The following is a 22,700-nucleotide window of genomic DNA, read 5'->3' as shown; positions in this document are numbered from 1 at the left end:
AGCAAAGAGAACTCTTCTTAGCAAGCTCATATGCCTATCCTCCATCCTGCGTCCTCATTGGTGTAATTAAAAAAAGTGTGGACGAAGTCATGTCTACAGGCTGTATCACCAGTGGTCTTTCTTTTCCAGCAAACCTTATTCTAAGCCTATCACTATCGATCGCCCGAAGGATGTCTCTGAAATATTTTCCGTTAAAAGCTACTCGAAAATATTCACCTTCTAGATACTCCAATGGAATCTCCTCTTTTGCCTCACCCACGTCGGCGGTCCTGGATATTAAATGAAGTATACCGGAGGGATATACACCGAGCGTTACACTTTCACCAGCCAATATAGCAATACGTTCAACCACACGCAACAAACGCTCTGTCTTAACGATCACTTCGGATATATATACTTGTGGAATTAAATTATCAACATAGGGATAAGTGCCCTCAAGTAGCGCAGATTGAACCCTCAAGCCATCAGAAATAAATCTGATTTGGTTCTGACCTATCTCGATTTGGGTGCTGCTGCCCTCATCATCGTTTATTATTTTTAAAAGATCCTCAAGGGTGCTGCCCGGTATAATGACATTTAAAGGACTTGCTCCGTAATCTTCTACGTTTTCAACAACATGCTGAGCGAGGCGGATGCCATCAGTGGCGACTACGCGAATGTTTTGATTATCTATTTGAAGTGAAACACCTGTGAGCACAGGTCTTGTTTCCAACGAAGAGACCGCAAAAACCACATGTTTAAATATTGCTTCAACAGTGTGTTCTTCATGCGTATCTTTTGGGTGTTTGGATGATCCACGTAATGGATTCTCGGAAATTCTGCAGTGTCCATCCCGCATAAACGAAACTGAGTATTGCCCGATTGGATATTTAGAATCAATGTCTCTGCGATTTCCAGCCTAATTAATCCAGGGTCAAGCTTGCGGATGATCTCATAAAAATAACGTGCGGGCACTACGATCTCACCTGGTTTGTGTACAATCATCGAATCCATCTTCACAGGAAGCTTATATTCAATGGTCATTCTTATATTGCTGGCTGTTAAAGTCAGACCCTCCGCTTGCGCCTGAATATGTATTCCGGAAAGAACACGGGAGGAACTATTCGCGGATATAGCTTTTAAGGCTGCTTGTAGTGCAGTGCTAAGAGAATCTTTTGACACTTGGATTAGCAAAGACCTCACCTAACTCTCCTTAGATTCCTTTGCAAAATGTGCCTCAATAATGTTCCGAAATACCTGGGAGCGAGATACGTTCTGTTCCTCACAAGCCTGCTCTATTTCCTGCCAGATGTTTTCTGGTAACGTCAAAGATACCTTTTTAGTTATACCGGTGCTTTTTCTGCCAGCCCCTTCCCGAAGACCTCCCCTCGTAAAAAGAAACCCTAACTGCCCGTCTTTAGTAGCTACGCCTACCTTAACTTTATCCTTAGAGCTGCTTGTGATATCGCTTGTGATTTTAGAATTGAATTCACTTAAAATTTCATCTCTGTGTTCGTCTTCGAATTTATGATCACTCAATCCTCACACCTCATAATTTGAATTTAGTAACTAAAATCAATAAATCCACTATTTTCATAATACCATACATGCCAATAATCCACCACCATTCTAGACACAAAAAAAAACACCCCATAGATCGGAGTGTGTGGTTAGCTGGGTAAGCGTTCGAAAGTGTGATTGTAAGAGTTAATTACCGCACTATCTCAAGATATTCTGGTAATTTGGTGTAAGGTCAGACTTTCGTGGGTCTCTCAAATGCTTGAATGATTCTAACTTCACCTTAGGACCAGGAGTGATTCTAAAAGTCATAGTATCCTCTCCAACGGAAAGATGTGGACCCACTGTAGGGTGTATATTGAGTGTAATTAAGAAATCAAACCGACGAAATCCATTCACTCGCTTTATATCTGTAACATCTACTAAATAAGGATACACTGTAGGAGTTACCGTCAGAAGTGGCGCATAAATCTCAGCCATTTTTTTCTCAATATGGGGTAAAAGAAAGAGCATCATTGTGTCTTTGTACATGAGCTCGCGGGAATCCTGATCTGGAAGCTTCGGTTCCGAATCAGCTCTGGACGGAGCCTCGGCTTGCGGTTGAACTAACCCATTAGCGGAGCAAGGTTGTTGCCCCAGCAAGAACATAACTGCGATAAGAAGAGGAGCAATCCAGCTTTTTTTCATCAAAATAGCCTCCTTAGGGAACTTTTTATAAATTCCCCAAGGAGGCCCTATTTTTATACGCTAAATCTCAATTGTGTTAAAAAGAAAGGGATCTCCCCTAAGATAATTCCTTAGAATCGCTTGCGCATAAGGCTGTTCTGCTTTCAGTCCCTCGGTTTCTCTAGGGTCGGGTGCGTGATGGCAATAATTTTCGATCATAACCATGACCGTAAAATTCTCTAAAGTCTGAAACCACTCCCCATCAAGCTTGGCCACACTTTCGTAACCCTTAATGACCAGTTCTCTTTGTAAAGGATACAACCCTAGAATGGTATGTGCCACATCATAAAGATAATATCCCCAGCCACATCTTCCGAAATCAATCGGTCGAGGTTCACCCTCTTTAAATATGATGTTCCCTTGATGTAAATCACCATGGATAACCCCATAAGTCCTTCTGTTCTTATTTTTATGCTGCTTGCTTAACCAGCCGTATAATTTCTCAGCCGCAGACTGATACAGCACGAACTCATCATCCGAAAGAAAACTATGGTAGTGCAGCTTTAATCGGAGCATTGCTTTTCTAAAGCTATGTTCATCCCACACAGGACGATTAAAGCCTGGAGGTAACTCAAGCTGCTGTGCCGCTTTATGTAGCTTGGCTAATAGAACGCCTTCTTTGTAAATTTGTTCTTCGGTAAGTCTTTCGTTCGCATGTTCGCCTTCAACCCAGCGCATTAACGATGCATATATACCATCCTCATTACCTTGCTCCACTTTGAACGCAACAGAACCCGTTCGATCATGAACGCCTTTCGGCAGGGGGACATCAATTTTGCTCTTCAAAAGCTCCAGCCATGCGATTTCGGAGTTAATTTCTTCTTTAGATCTCCCCGAATGAAGACGCAGCAAAAAAGTCCCCTCTTTATTTGTCTCTATTACAAAAGTGCAAGTGTCCGATCGTTGGTTGAAACGAATCTGTGTCCAATCGAGGTCAAAGTGCTGGAGCGCCATTAAAGCTGCTTGCTTATAATTATTTCTCATCGCAATGGAATGTACACATCAACCTCATCAGGCCACGTAGGATTAGCAAACTGATAGACTTCAATAGTCAATGCATATACATACTGCTCTCGCTTCATCGCTTCTACTCTTTCTGGCTCGTGCCCTATAAAAGAAGAAGTAATACTCAAGCCTATCAGCTTCATTTCTGGTAATTCAAGCACTTGGACTTGGCCTTCATCCATCATGAACAATCCATCCCTTCAATGATTATTTAAAATGAAAATATCTGAAATAAATATTTCTCTTGAAAATAATTTCAGAAAACTAAATAATATAAAGCAGTACTACATGTCGGATCTATCATCTTAATAAGGGTGGAGCTTCATTACAGACAGAAGAAAGGTTGAACATCGGCACCATGAACGCAATTCCAAACCTCAACAAGGAACCAGACCGTGTGGAAAAAACACGCAAAGAACCTTTCCCCATCTCTATTCTTTCACTTACGGTAGGCGCTTTTGCCATTGGAATGACTGAATTTGTCATCATGGGTATTTTACCAAATGTCGCCAAAGATTTACAGGTTAGTATTTCTACTGCAGGTCAGCTCATCACGATGTATGCCCTTGGGGTAGCCGTCGGTGCTCCTATTCTAACCATCCTTACACAACGAATTCCACAAAAGAAACTGTTATGCCTGCTCATGGTATTATTTATTCTAGGCAACGGAATCTCTGTATTTGCTCCAAACTATACCGTTCTTATGGTTGCTCGTATCATCACTGCTTTAACACACGGGACTTTCTTTGGCGTTGGTGCAGTGATCGCTTCTAATCTGGTCAAGCCCAATAGGCGGGCCGGAGCCGTATCCATTATGATGGCTGGTCTAACGATTGCTAATATCATCGGTGTTCCTTTAGGAACATTTATTGGGCAAAACATGGGCTGGCGCGCCTCATTTGCTGCGATAGCAGTCATGGGCGTCGCTGCACTAATCGGCATTCTTATTTTCATTCCAAAGATTAAACAAGACAAACCCGCTAGTGTAATCCAGCAAATTTCTGCGCTAGCTAATCCTAAACTGCTTCTATTCTTACTGATCGGTGCGCTTGGTAACGCCAGCTTGTTCACAGTGTTCACTTATATAGCGCCACTGCTAATGGAAGTTACCGGCTTTGCCGAGCATAGTGTGACATGGATTCTAGTTCTCTTCGGCTGTGGTGTAACCATCGGGAATATCGTTGGCGGGAAGCTTGCAGATTGGAAGCTGATGCCTTCTATCGTGGGACTTTATTTCGCGGTTAGTGTCATTCTTACGATCTTTTCCTTCACAATGCATAGCCCAGTAGCTGCGGTAATCACAATATTCTTCTGGGGTATGGTGTCCTTTGCGGTCATGCCAGGATTACAAATACGGATCATGAGTCTGGCTCAGGCCGCTCCTGCCCTCGCTTCTACAACCAGTCATTCTGCAGGTAATCTCGGAAACGCAACAGGTGCCTTCATCGGCGGATGGGTCATTTCTCATCTTGCGATTACTTCGCTGCCATGGGTCGGTGCCGTTCTGGTAGGACTCGGTCTGGTACTGGGGATTGCTTGTTATGTAGCAGAACGTAAAGAGAAAGTGGCATAATTTTTTATAGGGTTATATTTAAAAACGAGGGTGCCTCCAAAGCGATGAAAATAGCTTAGAGACGCCCTCGTATTTTATTTTACAAACTATAGCTATCTACTATTTTATGGCTTCATTCTTCTAATGCTCAGCATCTGATTTGCCCCTTTTTGAAATTCATAAGGAACCTCCATCTCCTCCACAGCGAAACCTTGTTGAACCATCTCATCTATAAGGCGATCTAGATGCTCATATCTTTTACAAGACAGATCAACTAAAGGGAAAATACGAAGCTCTCCTCTAGTCACCCGCATAAGTTCATTAATAGTCTTTAGATGAAAATCATAGTCCAGCCGATCACTATACATAAATAGGAAATGCGCAGACAATGTCAGATCAAAATCCTCATCATTGAACGGCAGATTAGGTAAAATCACAGGAACATATCGCTCCGGGGTTTGTCTCTGATCCCTGATGTTATCGTTTAAAGCCCTACTCCTCGCTTGTGTCAAATCCTCTATAGACTTAAAGTAGTCCCATACAAAATTGCCCTGTACCTTAACCAGTTCAGACATAGCATGCTCAATATCTTGAATACCTTTATCTTCAAGCTCATCCGCAGAGTAATAATAAGCGATATCCGCAGCAGTCACTTCACTCCCTAACTGATTCGATATCGCTGTAAAAGAGCAGGCACCTGCAGGACAATCCAAAATCCGCCTGCCTACAAGATCCTTTTCTTTCAATTTGAACATCTGCAAATACTCCTCAAAGGTCCTTCCTATAAAAACAATCCTCTCCAACTCAAGCTTTCCCTCTGCTCCGCTCATCTCATCTCACCTTTCCTCATCTCGGCTAATACTGCTCGCTTTTTACTTCTGTTTAAATATATGTATAAGATAATCTATAAGAAGTCCTAAAATTAGGAACGTCCCAAAATGAATTACATACGTGGGAAATCTGACGCTGATTAATATACTGCTTGCAGCCCATTCCGTATTATTAACATCAACCATCCAGTTTGCAAAGGGCTTCATGAAGATCAGCGTATCTATAATTGGATTAAGTCGTACAAGAATGATGTTTGCGATCTCAATCCCCAAATAATCACCCAGACAGATGATGATACTAATAATCGAAAACCAGAAACTGAATTTTCTCCTTAAAAACATCAAGCACCGCCCTCTCTTTTTTTCCTAATACATACAATTCGTTTAAAATTCAAAATATCCTTGTCGCGGATAGCTCCTGCTTTAAAAAATGATACAATCTGGAGCTCGCCAGCTTCAAGGGATAATCCGAAAGTTTACATAGGATACCGCAGGTCATATCGATAACCTTTCCCTCCAGTTTTCGCACTACCGTTCCTGCAGGGGCCGGATTCAAGACTATCTCAGGGACAAGAGCGACGCCTAAGCCACTTTCTACAAAATATTTTAGAGCCGACATGCTTCCAATCTCCATAGTATCGAACGGTGCACCACCTGATTCCTGTAGCACACTTTCTAATTTTTTGCGATAAGGACAGTTTGCTGCCGTAATAAGTAACCTATGATCCTGTAAATCCTCTGGCGTGATATTCTCCTTGGAAGCTAGCGGATGCTCTTCTGGCATAAGTAACACAAATTCCTCCGTAAATAAGGGTTCAAAATAAAGCTCCTTACCCAGCTCTGGCGCTGAACATACAGCCATATCAATTTCGCCTCGCAAAAGCAGTTCACTGAGTGCAGCGGTTCCCGCGATCTCCACGGAGACTTTCACTTTCGGAAACTGCGTCATAAAGCTGCTTAACAGCTGCGGCAAACGATAGCTCGCCGTCGGATCCGTTACCCCTATGCGGATGTTGCCAGCTTCACCTATCTTCAAATCGGCCAAACGGCTCTGTAACCGCTCCATATCCTTAACAATATGTAAGCTCTCTTCATAAAACAATCTACCAGATTCTGTTAAACAGATTTGTTTTCCCCGCTCAAGCAGTTGACACCCTAAGTCGGATTCAAGCCTCTGCATTTGCATCGTGACCGTGGATTGGGCATAATTCAATTCCTCAGCTGCACGGTTAAAACTTCCTGAAATCACAATGGTTTGAAAGGTTTTTATTGTTTTCAGATCCATTCCTGAGCCCTCCACTACTTAATTCAAATAAATTGAACCAAAGCTTCAATTAATTCAATTATACGAAATCCGATAATCACTATAGAATACTCTATATCAACAACATACGCCAACCAAAGGAGTGAATAAGGATGGATCTTAACAATAAAGTAGCCTTAGTAACTGGTGGAGGTACTGGAATTGGCAAAGCTGTAAGTCTGGAATTAGCCCGACGCGGAGCCCTTGTTGCAGTGAACTATTCTAGATCCGAGGCAGAAGCTTATGAAACCGTGAATACGATTATAAATCAAGGTGGGCAAGCGATAGCAGTACAAGCCGATGTTTCTAAGGATCAGGAAGTGCGAAGTATGGTCCATTCGATTATTCAGCATTTTGGAACGGTAGATCTGCTGGTGAATAACGCCAGTATTACTAAACATATTGCGCTGGGTGATCTGGAAAAAGCAACGGAGGAAGTCTGGGATGAACTCTATGATGTGAATGTGAAAGGAATGTTTTTCTGCGCCAGAGCAGTTGCTCCGTATATGAACCATAGCGGTTCAGGCACCATCGTCAATCTCGGCAGCATCGCCGGACAAACTGGCTTAGGCTCTTCCCTTCCTTATGCGGTCTCCAAAGCTGCTGTTCATGGCCTCACGAAATCTCTAGCCCATGCGCTAGCTCCAACTATTAGAGTGAACTGTGTCGCACCGGGAGCTGTTGCTACTAGATGGTGGTCTGGTCGAGAAGAACAGATGCATAAATTAGCACCTAATCTGCTGCTCCAGCGTCTATCATCCACTGAGGATATCGCTCAATTCGTCTGCGCGACACTCGAACAGGAAGCAATGACCGGACAGATCATTACGGTAGATAGTGGACAAACGTTGTAACAACTAAACAAATGGCATATCAATTGAAGCGCCGATTGAATAATTAGGGGATTTCTCCCTATAATTCTGATATATCTACTCATCCAAATAGTAATTACGGAAAACCTCCCTATAATTTAGCTGATTTGCTGGAAAATAAAGAAATTCCCCTGATTTTTAGGGAGGAATTCCCTGTTTTCGTTCATTTAAGGCTAAAATCGGCTATTTTCAGGGAGTTATTCCCTAATTCCTCTCTAGCTCACACGATCGTCGTTTGGTCTATTTTATAAAGATAGAAGCTGCCCCAAAAGTAGAATTCTCTACTTCTAGGACAGCCTCTATTGCATAAATATTGGTGATGTCTTTAGTTAGGTTCACTACCCCAAATCAAGTTTCCTGACACGTATGCTGGTGTTTTGCTCCAGTCCACATAATTAGTATCCACCGCATTAAAAGAAAAATCTCCGGTTTGAGTGTAATTCGTCCAATCCTCTTTAGACACACGCACCTGAATGTCGATACTCGCACCCGCCGCAAGTGAACCTGCTGCACTTGAGAAACCAACCTCCAGATAATAATCCGCATTTGCTTTAGCTGTTGGCAATTTTACAAATGTTCCTGTTACATTCGCGCTTCCCACCTGTGACCAGTCGCAGAAGAAGCTTTGTGCCTTCTCACCATCAATAGTGTAATAGTATCTCACTTTCACATCAGAGAGTGTCACAGCACTTGTGCTCGTATTCACCAGCTTAAACTTTGGATTCAACGTATTTCCGGAAGCAGACAATGAACTATTATACATCTGTACTTTCAATGCTGCAGTAGGAGCTACTGTCGTATCCGCAATCGTGACAACCAAGGATTGTGTGGTTCCTGCACTAAACTCAAAGGTAAGCGTAGTGCTTCCCAACGCTTGGGTTGCCAGATACTCTTTCTTGATCGTTACTGTAGAACCACTCACTGTATAATCTGTGCTTGCTACGAGGGTGGCTGTTCCGTTTTTGATCGTGCTGAGCGTATTTCCGTTCAACGTCATAGTTACTCCTACGTCTGCTTGATTCGCAGTTTTCTTATCAAAGCCTGCCATTGTTGGGGTTATCGTGGAGTTAGTTACTGGTGTTGTCGTATCCGTTACCGCAACCGCTAAGGATTGCGTCGCTCCTGCGCTAAAGCTGAACGTCAGCGTGGTCGTCCCTACCGCTTGCGTCGCTAGATACGCTTTTTTAATGGTCACAGTAGATTCACTGACCGTGTAATCTGTACCAGTAACCAATGTCGCCGTTCCGTTTTTGATCGTGCTGAGCGTGTTTCCGTTCAACGTCATAGTTACTGCTACGTCTGCTTGATTCGTAGTTTTCTTATCAAAGCCTGCTATTGTCGGGGTTATCGTGGAGTTGGATACTGGTGTTGTCGTATCCGTCACCGCAACCGCTAAGGATTGCGTCGCACCTGCGCTAAAGCTAAACGTCAGCGTGGACGTTCCTACCGCTTGCGTCGCTAGATACGCTTTTTTAATGGTCACAGTAGATCCACTGACCGTGTAATCTGTACCACTAACCAATGTCGCCGTTCCGTTCTTGATCGTGCTGAGCGTATTTCCATTCAGTGTCAGCGTTACTGCGACGTCGGCCTGATTCGCTGTTTTCTTATCAAAGCTTGCGGTTGTTGGTGTTATCGTGGAGTTAGTTACTGGTATTGTCGTATCCGTCACCGCAACCGCCAATGATTGATTAGCCCCTGCGCTAAAGCTAAACGTCAGCGTATTTGTTCCTACCGCTTGCGTCGCTAGATACGCTTTTTTAATGGTCACAGTAGATCCACTGACCGTATAATCTGTACCAGTAACCAATGTCGCCGTTCCGTTCTTGATCGTGCTGAGCGTATTTCCATTCAGTGTCAGCGTTACTGCGACGTCGGCCTGATTCGCTGTTTTCTTATCGAAGCTTGCAGTTGTTGGAGTAATGGTTGAGCCTGTAGCTGGTAGATTGACAGGATCAGCATACAATGTGCCTCGGCCATTCGTTCCGAGATATACACGTCCGTAAATTCTTGGGTCACCAGTAATCGCCATATTAATCTTGGCGTATTGGTGGGCATCGTCATTAATACGAACCCAAGTTGCGCCAACATCATCGGAACGGAAGACACCCCGCACGCCATCAATCTTCGCTACCGTGTACAGTGCCATATAAGTTTGACCCGGCGCAGCCTTTCCATAACCAATGAGATCAGCTTCTTGTACGTTGGTTAACTTCGTGAAGCTCGCACCAGAGTTCGTGGAGTGCCACAAACCATACTTATTCTCAGTCGTATTTCCTCCTGCAAACCAGATGTCACCTTCAATACCTGGTACTGCTTTCATGCTGATCTGAGCTTCATTCGGCTGTAATCCAGCTACATTATTGGTTGGGAAACCTGAAGCTGAAGTGGCAGTAAATGTAGCTCCGCCATCCACACTAACATAGAAGACCCCAGCAAAAAAACCATAAAATTTGTTAGCATTCACTCGGTCAGATGCTACTTTTGCTCCTGCAGGTAATCCGGCGCTTGCTGTCCAAGAGTTACCTGTTGTTTTGGAGTAGTACACACCAATATCCGAGGTGCTCCACAAAATAGAGTTCCCACTTGCAGACACAGCTACTTGTCCATGCCCTACTGTTGTTTTGGTGCCATTTGACGGTTCTGAATTTGGCATGTACCAGTTCACACCACCATCGTTAGAGATACCAATGGATTTCATACTTGGTGTCTTCTCTTTATCTGCACTGCCTACCCGTACCATATAAGATGGACTCAACTCTGCATAATCGATACTCATTGTTGTTGCCCATGAAGGACTGGTCTGGAATTTAGTTGGAGCTACCGACAAATCCTCATGACGGAAACCAGAAACGTCACCAAGTGCAGTGATCAAATGGGAGGTTCCCGTTGGTGGGCTTATCAGTCCGAGCACAGCCGTTTCCTCCACACCCTTGGCCATAACCGAGATATTCACCTTGCCTCCGGTATCCCATGAGGTCAAATTGTTCGAGCCATAAATGGTGGCCCCCGTACCATACATCATCCGGTTAGAGTTGAAAGGGTCAATTTCCAGATCGCCCATCATCCAGCCCAGTTTCGGTGAAGGATCAAGCGAGGTCGAAGTCGTTCCATGATCGAGCCAAGGTGCTGCTGTGATATCCATACTGAACTTATAAGTTCGTTCTGGATAGTTGCCCCAGTCCCAAATTCGGCTCCATGTTGCACCACCGTTAGTACTGCGGAAAATCACTTCATCAGGCCACCAAGCATTTAAACTGGATACCATAACTGTGTTAGGATTCTGTGCATCCACAGCTAAACCACCGAAGCCATACCAATTATCCGTTCCGGTTGAAGGACTGATGTTCGTCCATGCACCGCTTGTTTTATTGTATTTCCAAACCTCACCTTTACTTCCGTCATAAGGACCTACACCATTGCTATAAGTAATATACAGATCGCCTGTAGATGAAAGCACGCCATGATGTGGCAAGTAGCCTGAAGGTAGTCCTGCCAGAGCTGTCCAAGTTACGCCTCCATCTGTACTTCGATATACGCTGCTTGCTGTATCGGCAACCCCTACATATATCGTTTGAGTCGCATTGCCAAGTGTTCCTGTGCTTTTATCGAACGTAATCCAGGATAGGCCGACAAGATCATTTCCGTAATCCAGTGTCGGATTCTGAATATATGTTCCTACATTCGTAAAGGAGGTTACCTTCGACCAAGTAACACCGGAGTCCGTACTTTTCCAGAGCCCATTACCACTTCTAGCTCCGAAGAATAAAATATTATTCTTATTCGGGTCGATGACGAGGCGTTCACCCGCAGAGCGGCCCGGCATATTGCCACCTACCTTAAAAGGCAGCGGAGTGGTTTGCCAGGTGTTTCCCCGGTCACTAGAGCGCATGATCTGACCGTTATTATCCCAGGAGTTAGTATAAGTACCTGTTGCCATATAGACTTTGTTCGGATCAATAGGATCTGTAGCAAGGGCATCTACACCATTCTTATTCCAATCGACCCAGCCTACGGAGTCACTAATCGAAGTCCAACTAGAGGTAGCCTGATTCCATCGATACGCACCCCCGATATCTGTTCTGGCATAAATTAAATTGGGTTCGGACTGATTAAAAATAATTCCGGGTACAAAACCACCGCCGGCTCCCGTTACAACACTCTTCCAATTGTAAGGTTCACTTGCGGCCGCATGAGTAGTAGCTGGGAATGCAGAGAATAAAGAGCCTATCATCGCGCCAAGCAGGATTAACAATCCAGTTTTTCGGATACGATTACGAATCACGTTTTACGCCTCCTACAATTTTATTGGTTTGCTTTTGTTTTCCTCCTACTCTGTATCCCTGCTTCTTCCCTCCCCCCTAAATTCGACTATTTAAATTTTTCTGATAACGCTTTCATTATAATGGTAATGTTTTTCATAATCGATAGAAAATGGTTGTATTTTCATGAAGTTTGTCTCTAAAAATCGTACCATTTTCACACCTTAGATTACATTTCACAACCATAAACGCCTTAGGCGTCCTATAAGGACGGTAAGCGGTTAAGCGAGAAATAGAAGGATAATTTATAGCGTAAGCATATACATTAATCTATTTCAAAAAAAAACAGATGCCTCCTTTTGAGATGGCATCCGTTTCTCGATTAACTTTATTGATTTATTGCCGCAAACGACTCTGCTGCTGCAGAAAGATAATAAGCCAACCCCGTTTGCTGATTCTCAAGCATTTTAAGATGAAAGTCATCACTTAAGAAAAATTGAGTCTGCGCTGCAAAGTCTTTCACAGATATGTTATGGCCATGTTTGTTCATAAATTCAAGATGACATCGAATCAAATTCTCTATTTCCTTATCGTTATGTTTTAACCCTTCTCTTAATGAACTTGCTATTTTATTCATAAATGTCATGCCTTCAAGTGCTTGTTCATTCATATCCGGAACATCTTCTGGTAAAACTTCAATAGAGTCCATCCCATACGATTCCTTCAAATATTGATTTTGCTCGATCAGCGCTTCTTTCCATTCTCTTTCGCTTTCAAATCCTTCGAACATTTCCTTATTATCCATGCGCTCCCCATCCTTTAAATAACCAATAGATTTACGTAATGTCTGAACAATCGTATCCAGCCTGGCTTTGCGGCCAAGGAGTAGCTCCTCCTGCTGCGAAAGAATAGAGTACCTGTCCGAATGATGATCCATCATTTCCTTGATTTGATCTAAAGAAAATTCTAATTCTCTGTAAAATAGAATCTCTTGCAAACGTTCCAGCTCTTTCGTTCCATACAACCGGTATCCAGCATCACTTATCCTGCTTGGTAAGAGAAGACCGATCTTGTGATAATGATGAAGCGTTTTGATTGTAACCTTGGACAGTTCCGATACTTCTTTTACCGTGTACAATGTTGTTCATTCCTCCTTTCCTTAAGTAGCTTAATGCCTCCCCTAAGAGGAGTGTCAAATCAAAAATCCAGAAGAATCCCAAAAAAGCCCTCTCCACCCTAACGGTGAAGAAAGCTACTACTGGTTAATGCGTAAGCACAAATTCATCCAGCATCTTACCATCCACATCATAAGCCTGATAAGTCAAACTATCCTTGGTAACACTAATCCCTGCGAACATTTGCTTGTAGTTTTGAAAATGCACCGCATGATAGAACTGATCCTCTTTTTTCTCGTTAAATTTCCCTCCGGAAGCATTGGTCACCACATATACCGTACCTTTTTTAGCACCTACCGGATTCTCACCTTCAGGAACGATTTTTCCAGCCCGCAAAGGGTAGGATCTGGAGTACTCATGATTATGACCCTGCAGCACCAGATCGACCTCACATGCATCAAAAATATTCGTCCAATCTTCAACCTTCTTATATGAATTGCCCCCGTATGCCGGACGGTGCATCGCAACAATCTTCCATTCCTTATCCGTGCTCTTCAAATCTTGCTTCAGCCACTCAGCTTGCTTTTTCAAATTGCTCTCCGTATTCAATACAGACACATGTACAGGACCGTAATCGAAGGAATACGAGGTGCCCGCAATAGAACCTTTTGCCCCGTTATCTGGCAGGTTGAAATGAGAAGTAAAGTCCGTCGCATCGTCATCAACCTGATCATGATTTCCCGTAACAGGCATTAAGGGTATCCCCGAAAGCAAGCCTTGCACGTTACCAAAAAATTGATCCCAGCCCGCCGAATCCTCTGGGTTCTCCGTTAAGTCACCATTATGCACAATAAATTTCGCCTCTGGAAAGGTCTGAACGGCCTTGCTCAATGTCTTCCCCCACAGCTTAAAATCATCCGCCCTCTCCCCTTGAGAATCCGCGACGTTGATAAACGTAACACTATCTAGTTCAACCTCTTCCGTGGTGAATTCCGCAACTGAACTCCATCCTCCCTCAAGCCCGCTGCCCACTCTGTAAGAATATAACGTCCCAGGTTCAAGTCCTGTAACCTCCGCTTTGTGAACACCTCTGGTACCATAGTCCGTTTTTATGGTGCTACTATTTGCTTCTATCCTTAGTACATCCGATTCTACAAAAGAGGACATCTGTCCCTTTACTAACTCCAGAACTCCTGCGGCATTGGAATCGCTAGTATACCAAGTAAACGCACGACTCGTTCCCGCATCTCCCTTAAAGGTGGTAACAAGATCATACGGGGCTGATGATTTCTTGGAGCTCCCGGATTTGGACCACTCCATCCCAACAGCCACCAAGATCAGAACAATCACTACTATCCCTAGGATGATGGCGAATTTATAGTCTTTCATCACGGCTCCTCCTTCATTTTTCTCTCTAGTCTTCTAACTAAGATAGCCTTCCAGAAAGTCAGAAGTCAAATCTATAGATCTATACTTTTGTTAACGCAGTGTAAAACATTCAGCTAACATTCAGTCTATTTTAAGTTAAGCATAAGGTCTGTCTCCTAGAATTAGTTGTGCAAGAAGGTTAGCCAACGACAGAGATAGAGATAGAAACGAGGTGGGAAAATGAGTAACAAGCTTCAATTCCGGCATGAGCTAAAATTCTTCATTAACTATCATCAATATCTTGTATTGCGCCAGCGATTACAGAGTTTGATTGATACAGACCAGCATGCCAATGAAAGTGGCGAATATCATATCCGCAGTTTGTATTTTGACGACATCAACAACTCGGCGCTTGCCGACAAACTCGGAGGTCTCAGAGAACGCGCCAAATATCGTATTCGTATCTACAACATTCAAGACAACATCATTCACTTTGAGAAAAAAATCAAAATGGACGATTATATCGCCAAAATTAAAGAGCCGCTGACCCGTCAAATGTACGACGAGATCATAGCAGGTAACTATGAGGTCCTGAATGTCCCGGACAGTCCACTGTTCATGGAATTATACAATCAGATGCGTCATAACCTTCTTCGGCCGAAGGTCATCGTGGATTATGTTCGCGAGCCCTATGTTTGCCACAACGGCAACGTGCGGATCACGTTTGATAAAGAATTACGTACCGGTCTGCATTCGACGGATATTTTTGATAAGGATTTGCATCCGATTCGGGCGATTGATGAGAACTTCATTATTTTTGAGGTGAAATTCGATGAGTACATTCCGGAATACATTAAAATCGCACTGCAGTTAGAGGGGCTGAACAGACAGTCCGCTTCAAAATATGTGATCTGCCGCAAATTCTTAAAAACCAACACTTGGGAGGATTATTGATTATGAATGCATCACTAGCAACAATGGCAGCAACCGCAACAACAGATACAACCACAAATACTTTTTCAGATATCATTAAAAACTCGGTGATAGACAACTTTGTCTCCGATATAAGCATCTCGAAAATGCTCATCACGTTAGGTGTGGCTTTTCTGATCGGATACTTTATTTATCTGCTCTATAAACGTGTATTTAGCGGAGTGTTATACTCCAAAAGCTTCAACGTCTCGCTAATGGGCATGACCATGATTACAGCCACTGTCATTATCGCCATCAACTCTAACCTGGTTCTGTCCCTCGGTATGGTCGGCGCATTGTCCATCGTTCGTTTCAGAACGCCGATCAAAGATCCAACAGATCTGATCTTCTTGTTCTGGGCAGCAGTCGCAGGGATTGTAACTGGCGCAGGCTTCTTCACTTTGGCTATTGTGGGTTCAATCATCATTGGTCTAATTCTGTTTCTGTTCATCAAGCATTCTTCTATCGAAACACCATACTTGCTGGTCATTAACTGTGATAGCGACGAGAGTGAACGTGAAGTCCACAGCCATATCACCAAATCCGTGAAACGCTACAACGTGAAGCAAAAAACAGTATCTGCAAACAATATCGAATTAACACTAGAGCTTCGTCTGGATGATAAAGTAGGTGGCTTTGTCAACACAGTTTCCGACTTAAAGGGCGTTAAAAATGCACTTCTGATCAGCTACAGCGGTGACTATGTATCCTAAACATAATAAGATGAAAGGCGGTGCCCCAGATGAAAGCAAGAGGTAAATCTATCCTGCTGAGTCTTTGTTGCCTGCTGCTGGTCATCGCCGTAGCTGGGTGCCAGAACGCAAGTCCGTCTGCAACAAACGAAACTGCAACAGATTCTCAGGATAAGGTAGTCTCGAGCGACGAGAAAAATCTAGACGAGCAGGTCTTTCCAAAAGATAAGGTCGTCGATGTCAAAATCACTTTGGACCCGGATGATTTTCAGGATATGCTGGATAATGCCAGCGCGGAAGAATATAAAACCGCATCGGTTGAGTACAACGGCGTTAAATTCGATAACGTTGCCGTGCGGACCAAAGGAAATCTTAGTCTCAGAAGTGTAGTACAGATGACAGACTCTGATCGGTACAGCTTTAAAATTTCTTTTGATGAATATGTGAACCAGAACTTATTTGGCATCACTAAGATCAACCTGAATAACAATTACAGCGATGCTTCTTATATGCGTGAATTTCTGACCTACGAGCTCGCTGAAAGTGTCGGACTTCCGACGCCGAAATATTCCTTCGTCAATGTATACGTCAACGATGAGCTAAAGGGCTTCTACCTCGCGGTAGAACAGATCGGCGACGCATATTTGGAACGCAATTTCGGGAACTCTTACGGCGCACTTTATAAAGGGGAAATGACCGGTCAGGGTAGTGACTTGACTTGGCTTGGTGACGACCCTTCCCTCTATACCGGATTAGTAATGAAGTCGGATAAATCTAACGATGATATTCTGATCGATATGCTGAATGAGCTTAATAACGGCACCGATTTTGAAAAATACATCGACGTAGAGGAATCGCTGAAGTATATCGCTCTAAATGCGGTCACGGCAAATATGGACAGTTATTTAGGTGGTAATAAACAAAATTATTACTTATATGAAGACGAAGGCGTCTTCTCGATCCTGCCGTGGGATTATAATATGGCTTTTGGCGGCATGGGCAGCGCAGACGTACTGATTGACGAGCCTACACAAGGCGCGCTGGCTGAACGTCCTCTGGTTGCGAAGCTACTTGCTAACGACGAATACAAAGCGAAATATCACGAGATCGTCAGTGAAATGCTTAATGGCTATCTAGCTGATGATACGTTCCAAACTAGAATGGATCAGCTGGACATGATGATTTCCAGCTATGTCAAAGCAGATCCTTCTGCTTTCTACACCTTCGAGCAATATGAAGAAGGGATTAAGTCTGTTAAGACCTTCATGTCGAACATGGCTAAAAATATCCAGCAGCAGCTCGACGGAACCATCCCTTCCTCCGGTGACGGATCAGGAAGCGGTATGGGTGGTGGCATGGGCGGCGGCTTTGGTGGTGGTGCTAGGAATGGCGCTGGTGCTTCTGGTGCTGGACAAGGCACGAACGGCGCGGGTAACGAGCAGACTGGCGCGGGGGCGGAACAGAGCGCGGGTGGTGCTGCACCGAACGCCGAAAGCGGGCAAGCTACCACGGATGGGCAGGCTCCTCAGGGCGGCGCAGGCGGTGAGCCCGGTGCCATGGGCGGACCGGCTATCCCTGATGCCGGCGCGGGTCCCGGCAGTAACACGCAAGCAACAGCTGGCGGGCAAGTTGCTCAAGGTGGTCAAACCAACACCGACGAGCAAGCCGCTCAGGGTGCGCAGACCAACACCGACGGGCAAGCCGCTCAAGGTGGATTCACTGGAGGGCCTGGCGGTGCACCAGGTGCTATGGGTGGCCCTACTATCCCTGAAGGCGGGAACGGACCTGGCGGTGCTGGCATGGGTGGTAACTTTGGCGGCGGCGCTGGCGCTATGCAGCAAAAAGGCAGCACGAGTGAAGCCATCACTACTGGGGTCGCGATACTTCTCTTACTGCTGACTGCAGTCTTTGTGACCTTCTATAAGCGGAAACGGCTGTAGACAAGTAAAAGTAATTCACAACATAAAAACATAAAAGAAGCTCCCGTCGTTTATCGGCTGGGGCTTCTTTCATGTCCTAAAGATCATATTGCCAAATTTCCACAAAAAAACTGTGAACAGTCTCAAACTTCACTCGAGACTGTTCACAGTTATAAATTCAAACTTTTTTCTTATCAAGTATCCAACTCAGATCAAGGAATATAATGCTCCCCTATTACTCTTTTCGCCCGCGCAATATACTTATAGCCGCTATTAAAAAGGCAAGTAAAGATATCCCGACTGCGATGTAGACCATTGGATTGACACTGTTTGATTTTTCCTCATCTTTCATAATAGCATTATGCTCTTCCATGCTCATGGAATCGCTCTTCACATTGGAACCGTGAGAATGTTCATCCCCACCGGAAGCTTGTACAATTGTAGTAATGGAATGCGGATTCTCTGTTCCAGCCTCACCGGACCATTGCACCAAGCTTCCATCTGCATAGTGCTGATAAGCATCCCATGCAATGTCGCCAGCGGCATCAGGGTTCTTGGCCGTAAAGTAGAAGCGTTGGAATTGCCCCTTCTGAATGCCCTCACCATTAGCTATCCAGCTAACCTTATTCCCCTCAATGGTAACATCCCATCCGGGTGTAGCCTCATATTGTTTAAACTCGGCACCTGCTGGAACTCGTAGATCAACTTGTACAGTTGCCACGTCTTTTTCCGAAGGAACCTTTAATGTATAAGTCTCCCATGCCCCCGTGCTAGATTGTGCTGGTGCCACGGTTACGTGCGCGCTAGCCACTGCTGCGAACAATAACAGTGTTGCTGCAGCTGGTGCGAATAACGTCATTATTTTGCGAGATAATCTGTTCATAGTTAGCCTCTTCTCATCAATAATTATATATCTTCGTCCTTAACTTCCTGCTATACATCTTTCGAAAAATCTCGTTTACGCGAAGCAAGCCCTTGCTCCAAGGCATAACGCGTCAGCTGCGTTCGGTTTTGGAGTTGCAGCTTTTGGAGGATGTTCTTCAAATGGTTTTTTACGGTATGCTCCGAAATCCCCAAGCTCACTGCAATCTCCTTGTTTTTTGATCCAGAAGATACACAGCTTAAAATTTCTTTCTCTCTAGCCGTCAACGACTCCCCTTCATCCGTAACAGAGGGGACGGTGAACTCCTTCAAGATTTGAAAAGCCAGCTCCCGACTAAGCGGTGCTTCTTCATTAACAATGGCCTGCAAATATTGAATCCAGGTGGAAGGTGCCAGATTCTTTAGCAAATACCCCTGTGCTCCTTGCTTTAGCGCTTCGAGGAGGTGGGAAATTTCGTCCGATACGGTAACGATAACGATTTTGACATAAGGATATTCCTGCTTGATCCGGCGAGTAGTCTCCAGCCCGTCCATTTCCGGCATCTGAATATCGATTAGGATGAGATCAGGCATCCACTGGGCTGTGAAAGCGATCGCTTCAGCACCACTCTCCACTACTCCAATGACCTCAAAACTATCATCCATGGACAAAATCTCGCACATCGCCTCACGTGCATGCGCATGGTCATCTACAACTAAAACCCGGTATCGGCTCATGGACTGACTTCCCCTTTCGTAATTTCAACCTGGGTGCCTGTGTCACCAGAAGTCAGCCTAAGCTTCCAGCCCATCCCCTCGACACGTTCCTTCATGATCTGAAGTCCGTAGCTGCCACTCACTTCAAATGGATCATACTGAAATCCTTCTCCATTGTCTGTAACAACTACCCTCCAGTTCTTCTCATCGCCAGCGCCAGTAATTGAAACCAGTCCAGCTCGTGTATGCTTACGAACATTAATGATCGCTTCGCGAATACAGGATAACAATTCTGATTTTTCCGAAGGGGAGAGCGCATCATCTTGCAGGCTCCATTCGAGAGAGGCTTCGATCATAATCTCGTTCGCCATCTGGGCTAGCTGATCTTTTACCGACTGTTCCAATGAAAAAGAACTCTGCTCTGAGACCGGAATCTTCAGATTGGCAATGGCCTGCCGCACATAACGGTTCACCTCATGGACCGTCTTTTTGATCTGATCCACATTTTCCTCACTGACCTCACCATTCTTGCGGCTTGCTTCTAGCCGGTCGATTTTGACAGATAAGAGAAATAAAGATTGCGCCATTCCATCATGCAGTTCTTTGGCAAGTCCTTCCCGAGCCTTCATTGCATCTTTAAGCGCACGTTCCTGCTCCAGCTCCCGCTGATTCCGCTCCATAAGAGAGAACAAAGGGACGAGCAACACAAGACTGACTAAAAACACCAGGACTGGCGTCAAATAGTTCCCCAAATCCATAGAAATATAAGGCATTAGAAACTGGTGACGCACAATTTCCCAGATCCCCACCATTAGCGTTGGCAATAACAGGATCATATACTTTATTTGTTTATACGTTGCCGTCCCCTCCTGCACATCTTATGCTTAACAATATCACCGTCTCATCTAAGCGACATGACTCGATCGGGCTATATAGACCCATTAATGTTACAAATTTAAGTATTTTAAAAGGTGATTGCTGACATTTATAATATCATAAGCAGGCTTTCTTATATTGTAGCAAAAAAAAGATACATCTCACGATGCACCCAATCATTTCTACTTTTACTGCGAAATCCTACCTAAAGTGGTGAAGTATAACGTCCATATTGGATATCCATTTCTTTAAACGAATCTCCCTCTTTTTTCAGAAAAAACGTATTTACTCCCTCTGAGCCCCACCAATTCAGGCCGAGTAATGGGCCCTCTGAGGTTTCAGCAGCAAAAAGGATGGAGAACATTTCAGGCATAACCTCTCCGCCATCATCCACCCGCCAGACCGAATATTCATCTCCTTGAATCACCGCTGGATAGTCCATGAAGGTAAATTCATCTTTTTCTTTCCAAACGAGACTAAATAACATATCCTGATCCAGCCTTACGAATTGAACGAGATACAGCTGTCGATCTGTAGATAAGTCTGCCAGCTTCCATATTTTCTGAATTTCACGTTTTTTCGTATCTACAATACGCTGTCGAACACTTTCCTCCACAGTAGATAAAGCTTCTTGACCCTCTAAGGATTCAATAGGCAAAAGCGCATCAACCTTAAAGTCTGTTTGATCCGTCAAATAGTAGGTTTCATCTGGGGTCGCACTTGCTTCTTCCACCGTAAAAAGATAACCCGCCAGATTTACAAAATTATGTGCCATCTCCCGGCCATTGCTGTTCTCTGTTCCATCCTGCCATTTATTAAATTTAACCTTTAACACATTCCCCTGATCACCAATAGCCTCATTTAATTGTGCCATCTCCTGATCCAGCCCTTTTTCATGCCCGGCAACTAGAATACTCCGCCCCTCTGCATCCGCAAAGCCAAAATTCGTCTTCAGCTTCTCAGTATCTAGATAAGCTTCAGTCTTCTGCTTGCTTGGAGTTGGTAATGGCTCTGCGCTTGGAGGAAGCGTTGGTGAAGGCAGTACAGTTTCAGCACTTTGTTCCGGTGTAGACTCAACATGATCGCCATCACTGGTCATAGAGTTGTTGCTGGAACAACCCACCAACATAAGAGCAATAAAGAAACTTACCATAAGCTTATTCATTCTTTTTCCTCCAAACGAAGTTAGAATATTCCCATGCTCAGGTAACGTTCCCCCGCATCAGGTGCAATACATAGCACTCGCTTGCCGGCCCCGAGGCGCCGTGCTTCCTGCAATGCTGTCCATACTGCGGCTCCACCTGATGGGCCAAGCAGAATTCCTTCCTGTGCTGCCAGCATTCTCACGGTATTCAGTGCATCTTCATCCGAAACTTGAACAATTTCATCGTAGACCTTTGTATTCAGAATGGCGGGTATAAAGCCCGGACTGGTTCCAACCAGCTTATGCGGTCCAGGCTTTCCACCGGATAATACTGGTGAGCCCTGCGGCTCAACAACTAGAATACGAATATCTGGAAGCTGCTCACGCAACACTTCCCCAGTTCCAGTTATCGTACCACCTGTTCCCGAAGAAGCAACGAACACGTCCAGCTTCCCTTCCATTTGCTCCATAATTTCAAGAGCTGTCGTAGTGCGGTGAATGTCAGGGTTCGCTTTGTTCTCAAATTGCTGTGGAATAAAGCTGTTTGCCACTTCTTTCCCCAGCTCGATTGCTTTTGCTATAGCTCCCGGCATCCGCTCCGCTGCAGGAGTCAGAACAACTTCAGCGCCATAAGCCTTTAGAATATTGATTCGTTCCTTCGTCATATTGTCAGGCATGACAAGAATCGCTTTATAGCCTTTTGCAGCGGCATTCATAGCCAATCCAATGCCTGTATTTCCGCTTGTCGGCTCTATAATGGTCCCTCCGGGCTTCAGCAGCCCGGCTAGTTCTGCTTGCAGGATCAGATTATAAGCTGCTCTATCCTTTACACTGCCACTGGGATTGAAGCGTTCCAGCTTTACATATAGTTCTGCATCTTGGGGGGTGGTCAACCGATTTAGTCGCACAACCGGTGTATTCCCAATCAGCTCAGTTATATTGTTAACAACTAGTGGTGTCATATATAGCGCCTCCTTCATTACTTTACA

General features: G+C 44.5%; 22 protein-coding genes and 1 pseudogene. 5 read left to right on the top strand and 18 right to left on the bottom strand.

The window, feature by feature from the left end:
- Positions 1–34: 34 nt before the first annotated feature.
- From dnaN to MKX60_RS16845, 6 genes are all read right to left on the bottom strand, one after another.
- A complete protein-coding gene (dnaN, locus tag MKX60_RS16870) occupies positions 35–712 on the bottom strand; it encodes a DNA polymerase III subunit beta (RefSeq protein WP_341060492.1) in 678 nt (225 codons plus the stop codon).
- On the bottom strand, positions 670–1,182 hold the full coding sequence (locus tag MKX60_RS16865) for a DNA polymerase III subunit beta (RefSeq protein ID WP_341060491.1): 513 nt from the start codon (positions 1,180–1,182) through the stop codon (positions 670–672). The genes dnaN and MKX60_RS16865 overlap by 43 nt, the downstream gene beginning before the upstream one ends.
- Positions 1,183–1,518, bottom strand: coding sequence for a hypothetical protein (locus MKX60_RS16860; RefSeq protein ID WP_231573432.1), 336 nt, complete (start codon positions 1,516–1,518; stop codon positions 1,183–1,185).
- Positions 1,519–1,698: 180 nt separating this feature from the next.
- Complete coding sequence (locus MKX60_RS16855; protein WP_081382872.1) at positions 1,699–2,184, bottom strand: DUF3888 domain-containing protein; 486 nt, start codon at positions 2,182–2,184, stop codon at positions 1,699–1,701.
- A 60-nt stretch (positions 2,185–2,244) separates the two neighbouring features.
- On the bottom strand, positions 2,245–3,207 hold the full coding sequence (locus MKX60_RS16850; protein ID WP_341060489.1) for a phosphotransferase enzyme family protein: 963 nt from the start codon (positions 3,205–3,207) through the stop codon (positions 2,245–2,247).
- Complete coding sequence (locus tag MKX60_RS16845) at positions 3,204–3,413, bottom strand: hypothetical protein (protein ID WP_341060487.1); 210 nt, start codon at positions 3,411–3,413, stop codon at positions 3,204–3,206. Before MKX60_RS16845 ends, MKX60_RS16850 begins: the two co-directional genes overlap by 4 nt.
- Before the next feature lie 173 nt (positions 3,414–3,586).
- On the opposite strand from MKX60_RS16845, the gene MKX60_RS16840 reads away from it, so the two are divergent.
- Positions 3,587–4,801, top strand: a complete 1,215-nt coding sequence (locus tag MKX60_RS16840) for an MFS transporter (protein WP_076283382.1) — start codon at positions 3,587–3,589, stop codon at positions 4,799–4,801.
- A gap of 104 nt (positions 4,802–4,905) precedes the next feature.
- On the opposite strand, the gene MKX60_RS16835 is transcribed toward MKX60_RS16840, so the two are convergent.
- Genes MKX60_RS16835 through MKX60_RS16825 form a run of 3 tightly spaced genes read right to left on the bottom strand, consistent with a single transcriptional unit; the run spans position 4,906 to position 6,895 of the window.
- Positions 4,906–5,610 carry an SAM-dependent methyltransferase gene (locus MKX60_RS16835; protein WP_341060484.1) on the bottom strand — a complete coding sequence of 235 codons (705 nt, stop codon included), beginning with the start codon at positions 5,608–5,610 and terminating at the stop codon, positions 4,906–4,908.
- Positions 5,611–5,652: 42 nt separating this feature from the next.
- Positions 5,653–5,952, bottom strand: a complete 300-nt coding sequence (locus MKX60_RS16830) for a hypothetical protein (protein WP_076282998.1) — start codon at positions 5,950–5,952, stop codon at positions 5,653–5,655.
- Between the two features lie 49 nt (positions 5,953–6,001).
- Positions 6,002–6,895: a LysR family transcriptional regulator gene (locus MKX60_RS16825; RefSeq protein ID WP_341060482.1), complete on the bottom strand. Its 894-nt coding sequence runs from the start codon at positions 6,893–6,895 to the stop codon at positions 6,002–6,004.
- Between the two features lie 131 nt (positions 6,896–7,026).
- On the opposite strand from MKX60_RS16825, the gene MKX60_RS16820 reads away from it, so the two are divergent.
- On the top strand, positions 7,027–7,767 hold the full coding sequence (locus MKX60_RS16820; protein ID WP_341060480.1) for an SDR family NAD(P)-dependent oxidoreductase: 741 nt from the start codon (positions 7,027–7,029) through the stop codon (positions 7,765–7,767).
- 343 nt (positions 7,768–8,110) lie between these two features.
- On the opposite strand, the gene MKX60_RS16815 is transcribed toward MKX60_RS16820, so the two are convergent.
- The 4 genes and pseudogenes from MKX60_RS16815 to MKX60_RS16795 form a co-directional block, all read right to left on the bottom strand.
- Complete coding sequence (locus MKX60_RS16815; RefSeq protein ID WP_341061125.1) at positions 8,111–8,833, bottom strand: X2-like carbohydrate binding domain-containing protein; 723 nt, start codon at positions 8,831–8,833, stop codon at positions 8,111–8,113.
- Positions 8,834–8,896: 63 nt separating this feature from the next.
- Positions 8,897–12,019 (bottom strand): annotated as a pseudogene (locus MKX60_RS16805) (X2-like carbohydrate binding domain-containing protein); the annotation flags it as partial.
- Between the two features lie 416 nt (positions 12,020–12,435).
- A complete protein-coding gene (locus MKX60_RS16800) occupies positions 12,436–13,185 on the bottom strand; it encodes a MerR family transcriptional regulator (protein WP_076298418.1) in 750 nt (249 codons plus the stop codon).
- Between the two features lie 124 nt (positions 13,186–13,309).
- Positions 13,310–14,551 carry a purple acid phosphatase family protein gene (locus MKX60_RS16795; RefSeq protein ID WP_341060478.1) on the bottom strand — a complete coding sequence of 414 codons (1,242 nt, stop codon included), beginning with the start codon at positions 14,549–14,551 and terminating at the stop codon, positions 13,310–13,312.
- Between the two features lie 219 nt (positions 14,552–14,770).
- Here MKX60_RS16795 and MKX60_RS16790 point away from each other — a divergent pair, with 219 nt between their 5' ends.
- From MKX60_RS16790 to MKX60_RS16780, 3 genes are read left to right on the top strand one after another with little or no spacing between them, the layout of a single operon-like run.
- Positions 14,771–15,484: a polyphosphate polymerase domain-containing protein gene (locus MKX60_RS16790; RefSeq protein ID WP_341060477.1), complete on the top strand. Its 714-nt coding sequence runs from the start codon at positions 14,771–14,773 to the stop codon at positions 15,482–15,484.
- Positions 15,485–15,507: 23 nt separating this feature from the next.
- Entirely contained in the window at positions 15,508–16,215 is a 708-nt protein-coding gene (locus MKX60_RS16785) for a DUF4956 domain-containing protein (RefSeq protein WP_340974816.1), read from the top strand.
- Positions 16,216–16,244: 29 nt separating this feature from the next.
- Positions 16,245–18,134, top strand: coding sequence for a CotH kinase family protein (locus MKX60_RS16780; protein WP_341060475.1), 1,890 nt, complete (start codon positions 16,245–16,247; stop codon positions 18,132–18,134).
- Between the two features lie 214 nt (positions 18,135–18,348).
- On the opposite strand, the gene MKX60_RS16775 is transcribed toward MKX60_RS16780, so the two are convergent.
- The 5 genes from MKX60_RS16775 to cysK all read right to left on the bottom strand — a co-directional run bounded on the left by MKX60_RS16775 (position 18,349) and on the right by cysK (position 22,673).
- Entirely contained in the window at positions 18,349–18,996 is a 648-nt protein-coding gene (locus MKX60_RS16775; protein ID WP_052404250.1) for a DUF1775 domain-containing protein, read from the bottom strand.
- Positions 18,997–19,046: 50 nt separating this feature from the next.
- Positions 19,047–19,712 carry a response regulator gene (locus MKX60_RS16770; protein ID WP_042187189.1) on the bottom strand — a complete coding sequence of 222 codons (666 nt, stop codon included), beginning with the start codon at positions 19,710–19,712 and terminating at the stop codon, positions 19,047–19,049.
- A complete protein-coding gene (locus tag MKX60_RS16765; protein ID WP_042187187.1) occupies positions 19,709–20,527 on the bottom strand; it encodes a sensor histidine kinase in 819 nt (272 codons plus the stop codon). The genes MKX60_RS16770 and MKX60_RS16765 overlap by 4 nt, the downstream gene beginning before the upstream one ends.
- A gap of 245 nt (positions 20,528–20,772) precedes the next feature.
- Positions 20,773–21,732, bottom strand: coding sequence for a hypothetical protein (locus MKX60_RS16760; RefSeq protein WP_341060472.1), 960 nt, complete (start codon positions 21,730–21,732; stop codon positions 20,773–20,775).
- A 20-nt stretch (positions 21,733–21,752) separates the two neighbouring features.
- Entirely contained in the window at positions 21,753–22,673 is a 921-nt protein-coding gene (gene cysK / locus MKX60_RS16755; protein WP_076283009.1) for a cysteine synthase A, read from the bottom strand.
- Positions 22,674–22,700 lie beyond the last annotated feature (27 nt).

The sequence above is a fragment of the Paenibacillus sp. FSL R5-0914 genome, from assembly GCF_038004525.1.
Taxonomy (GTDB): domain Bacteria; phylum Bacillota; class Bacilli; order Paenibacillales; family Paenibacillaceae; genus Paenibacillus_AQ.
Note: the sequence above shows the minus strand (reverse complement) of the source record. Positions and strands in the feature narration are given on the sequence as shown.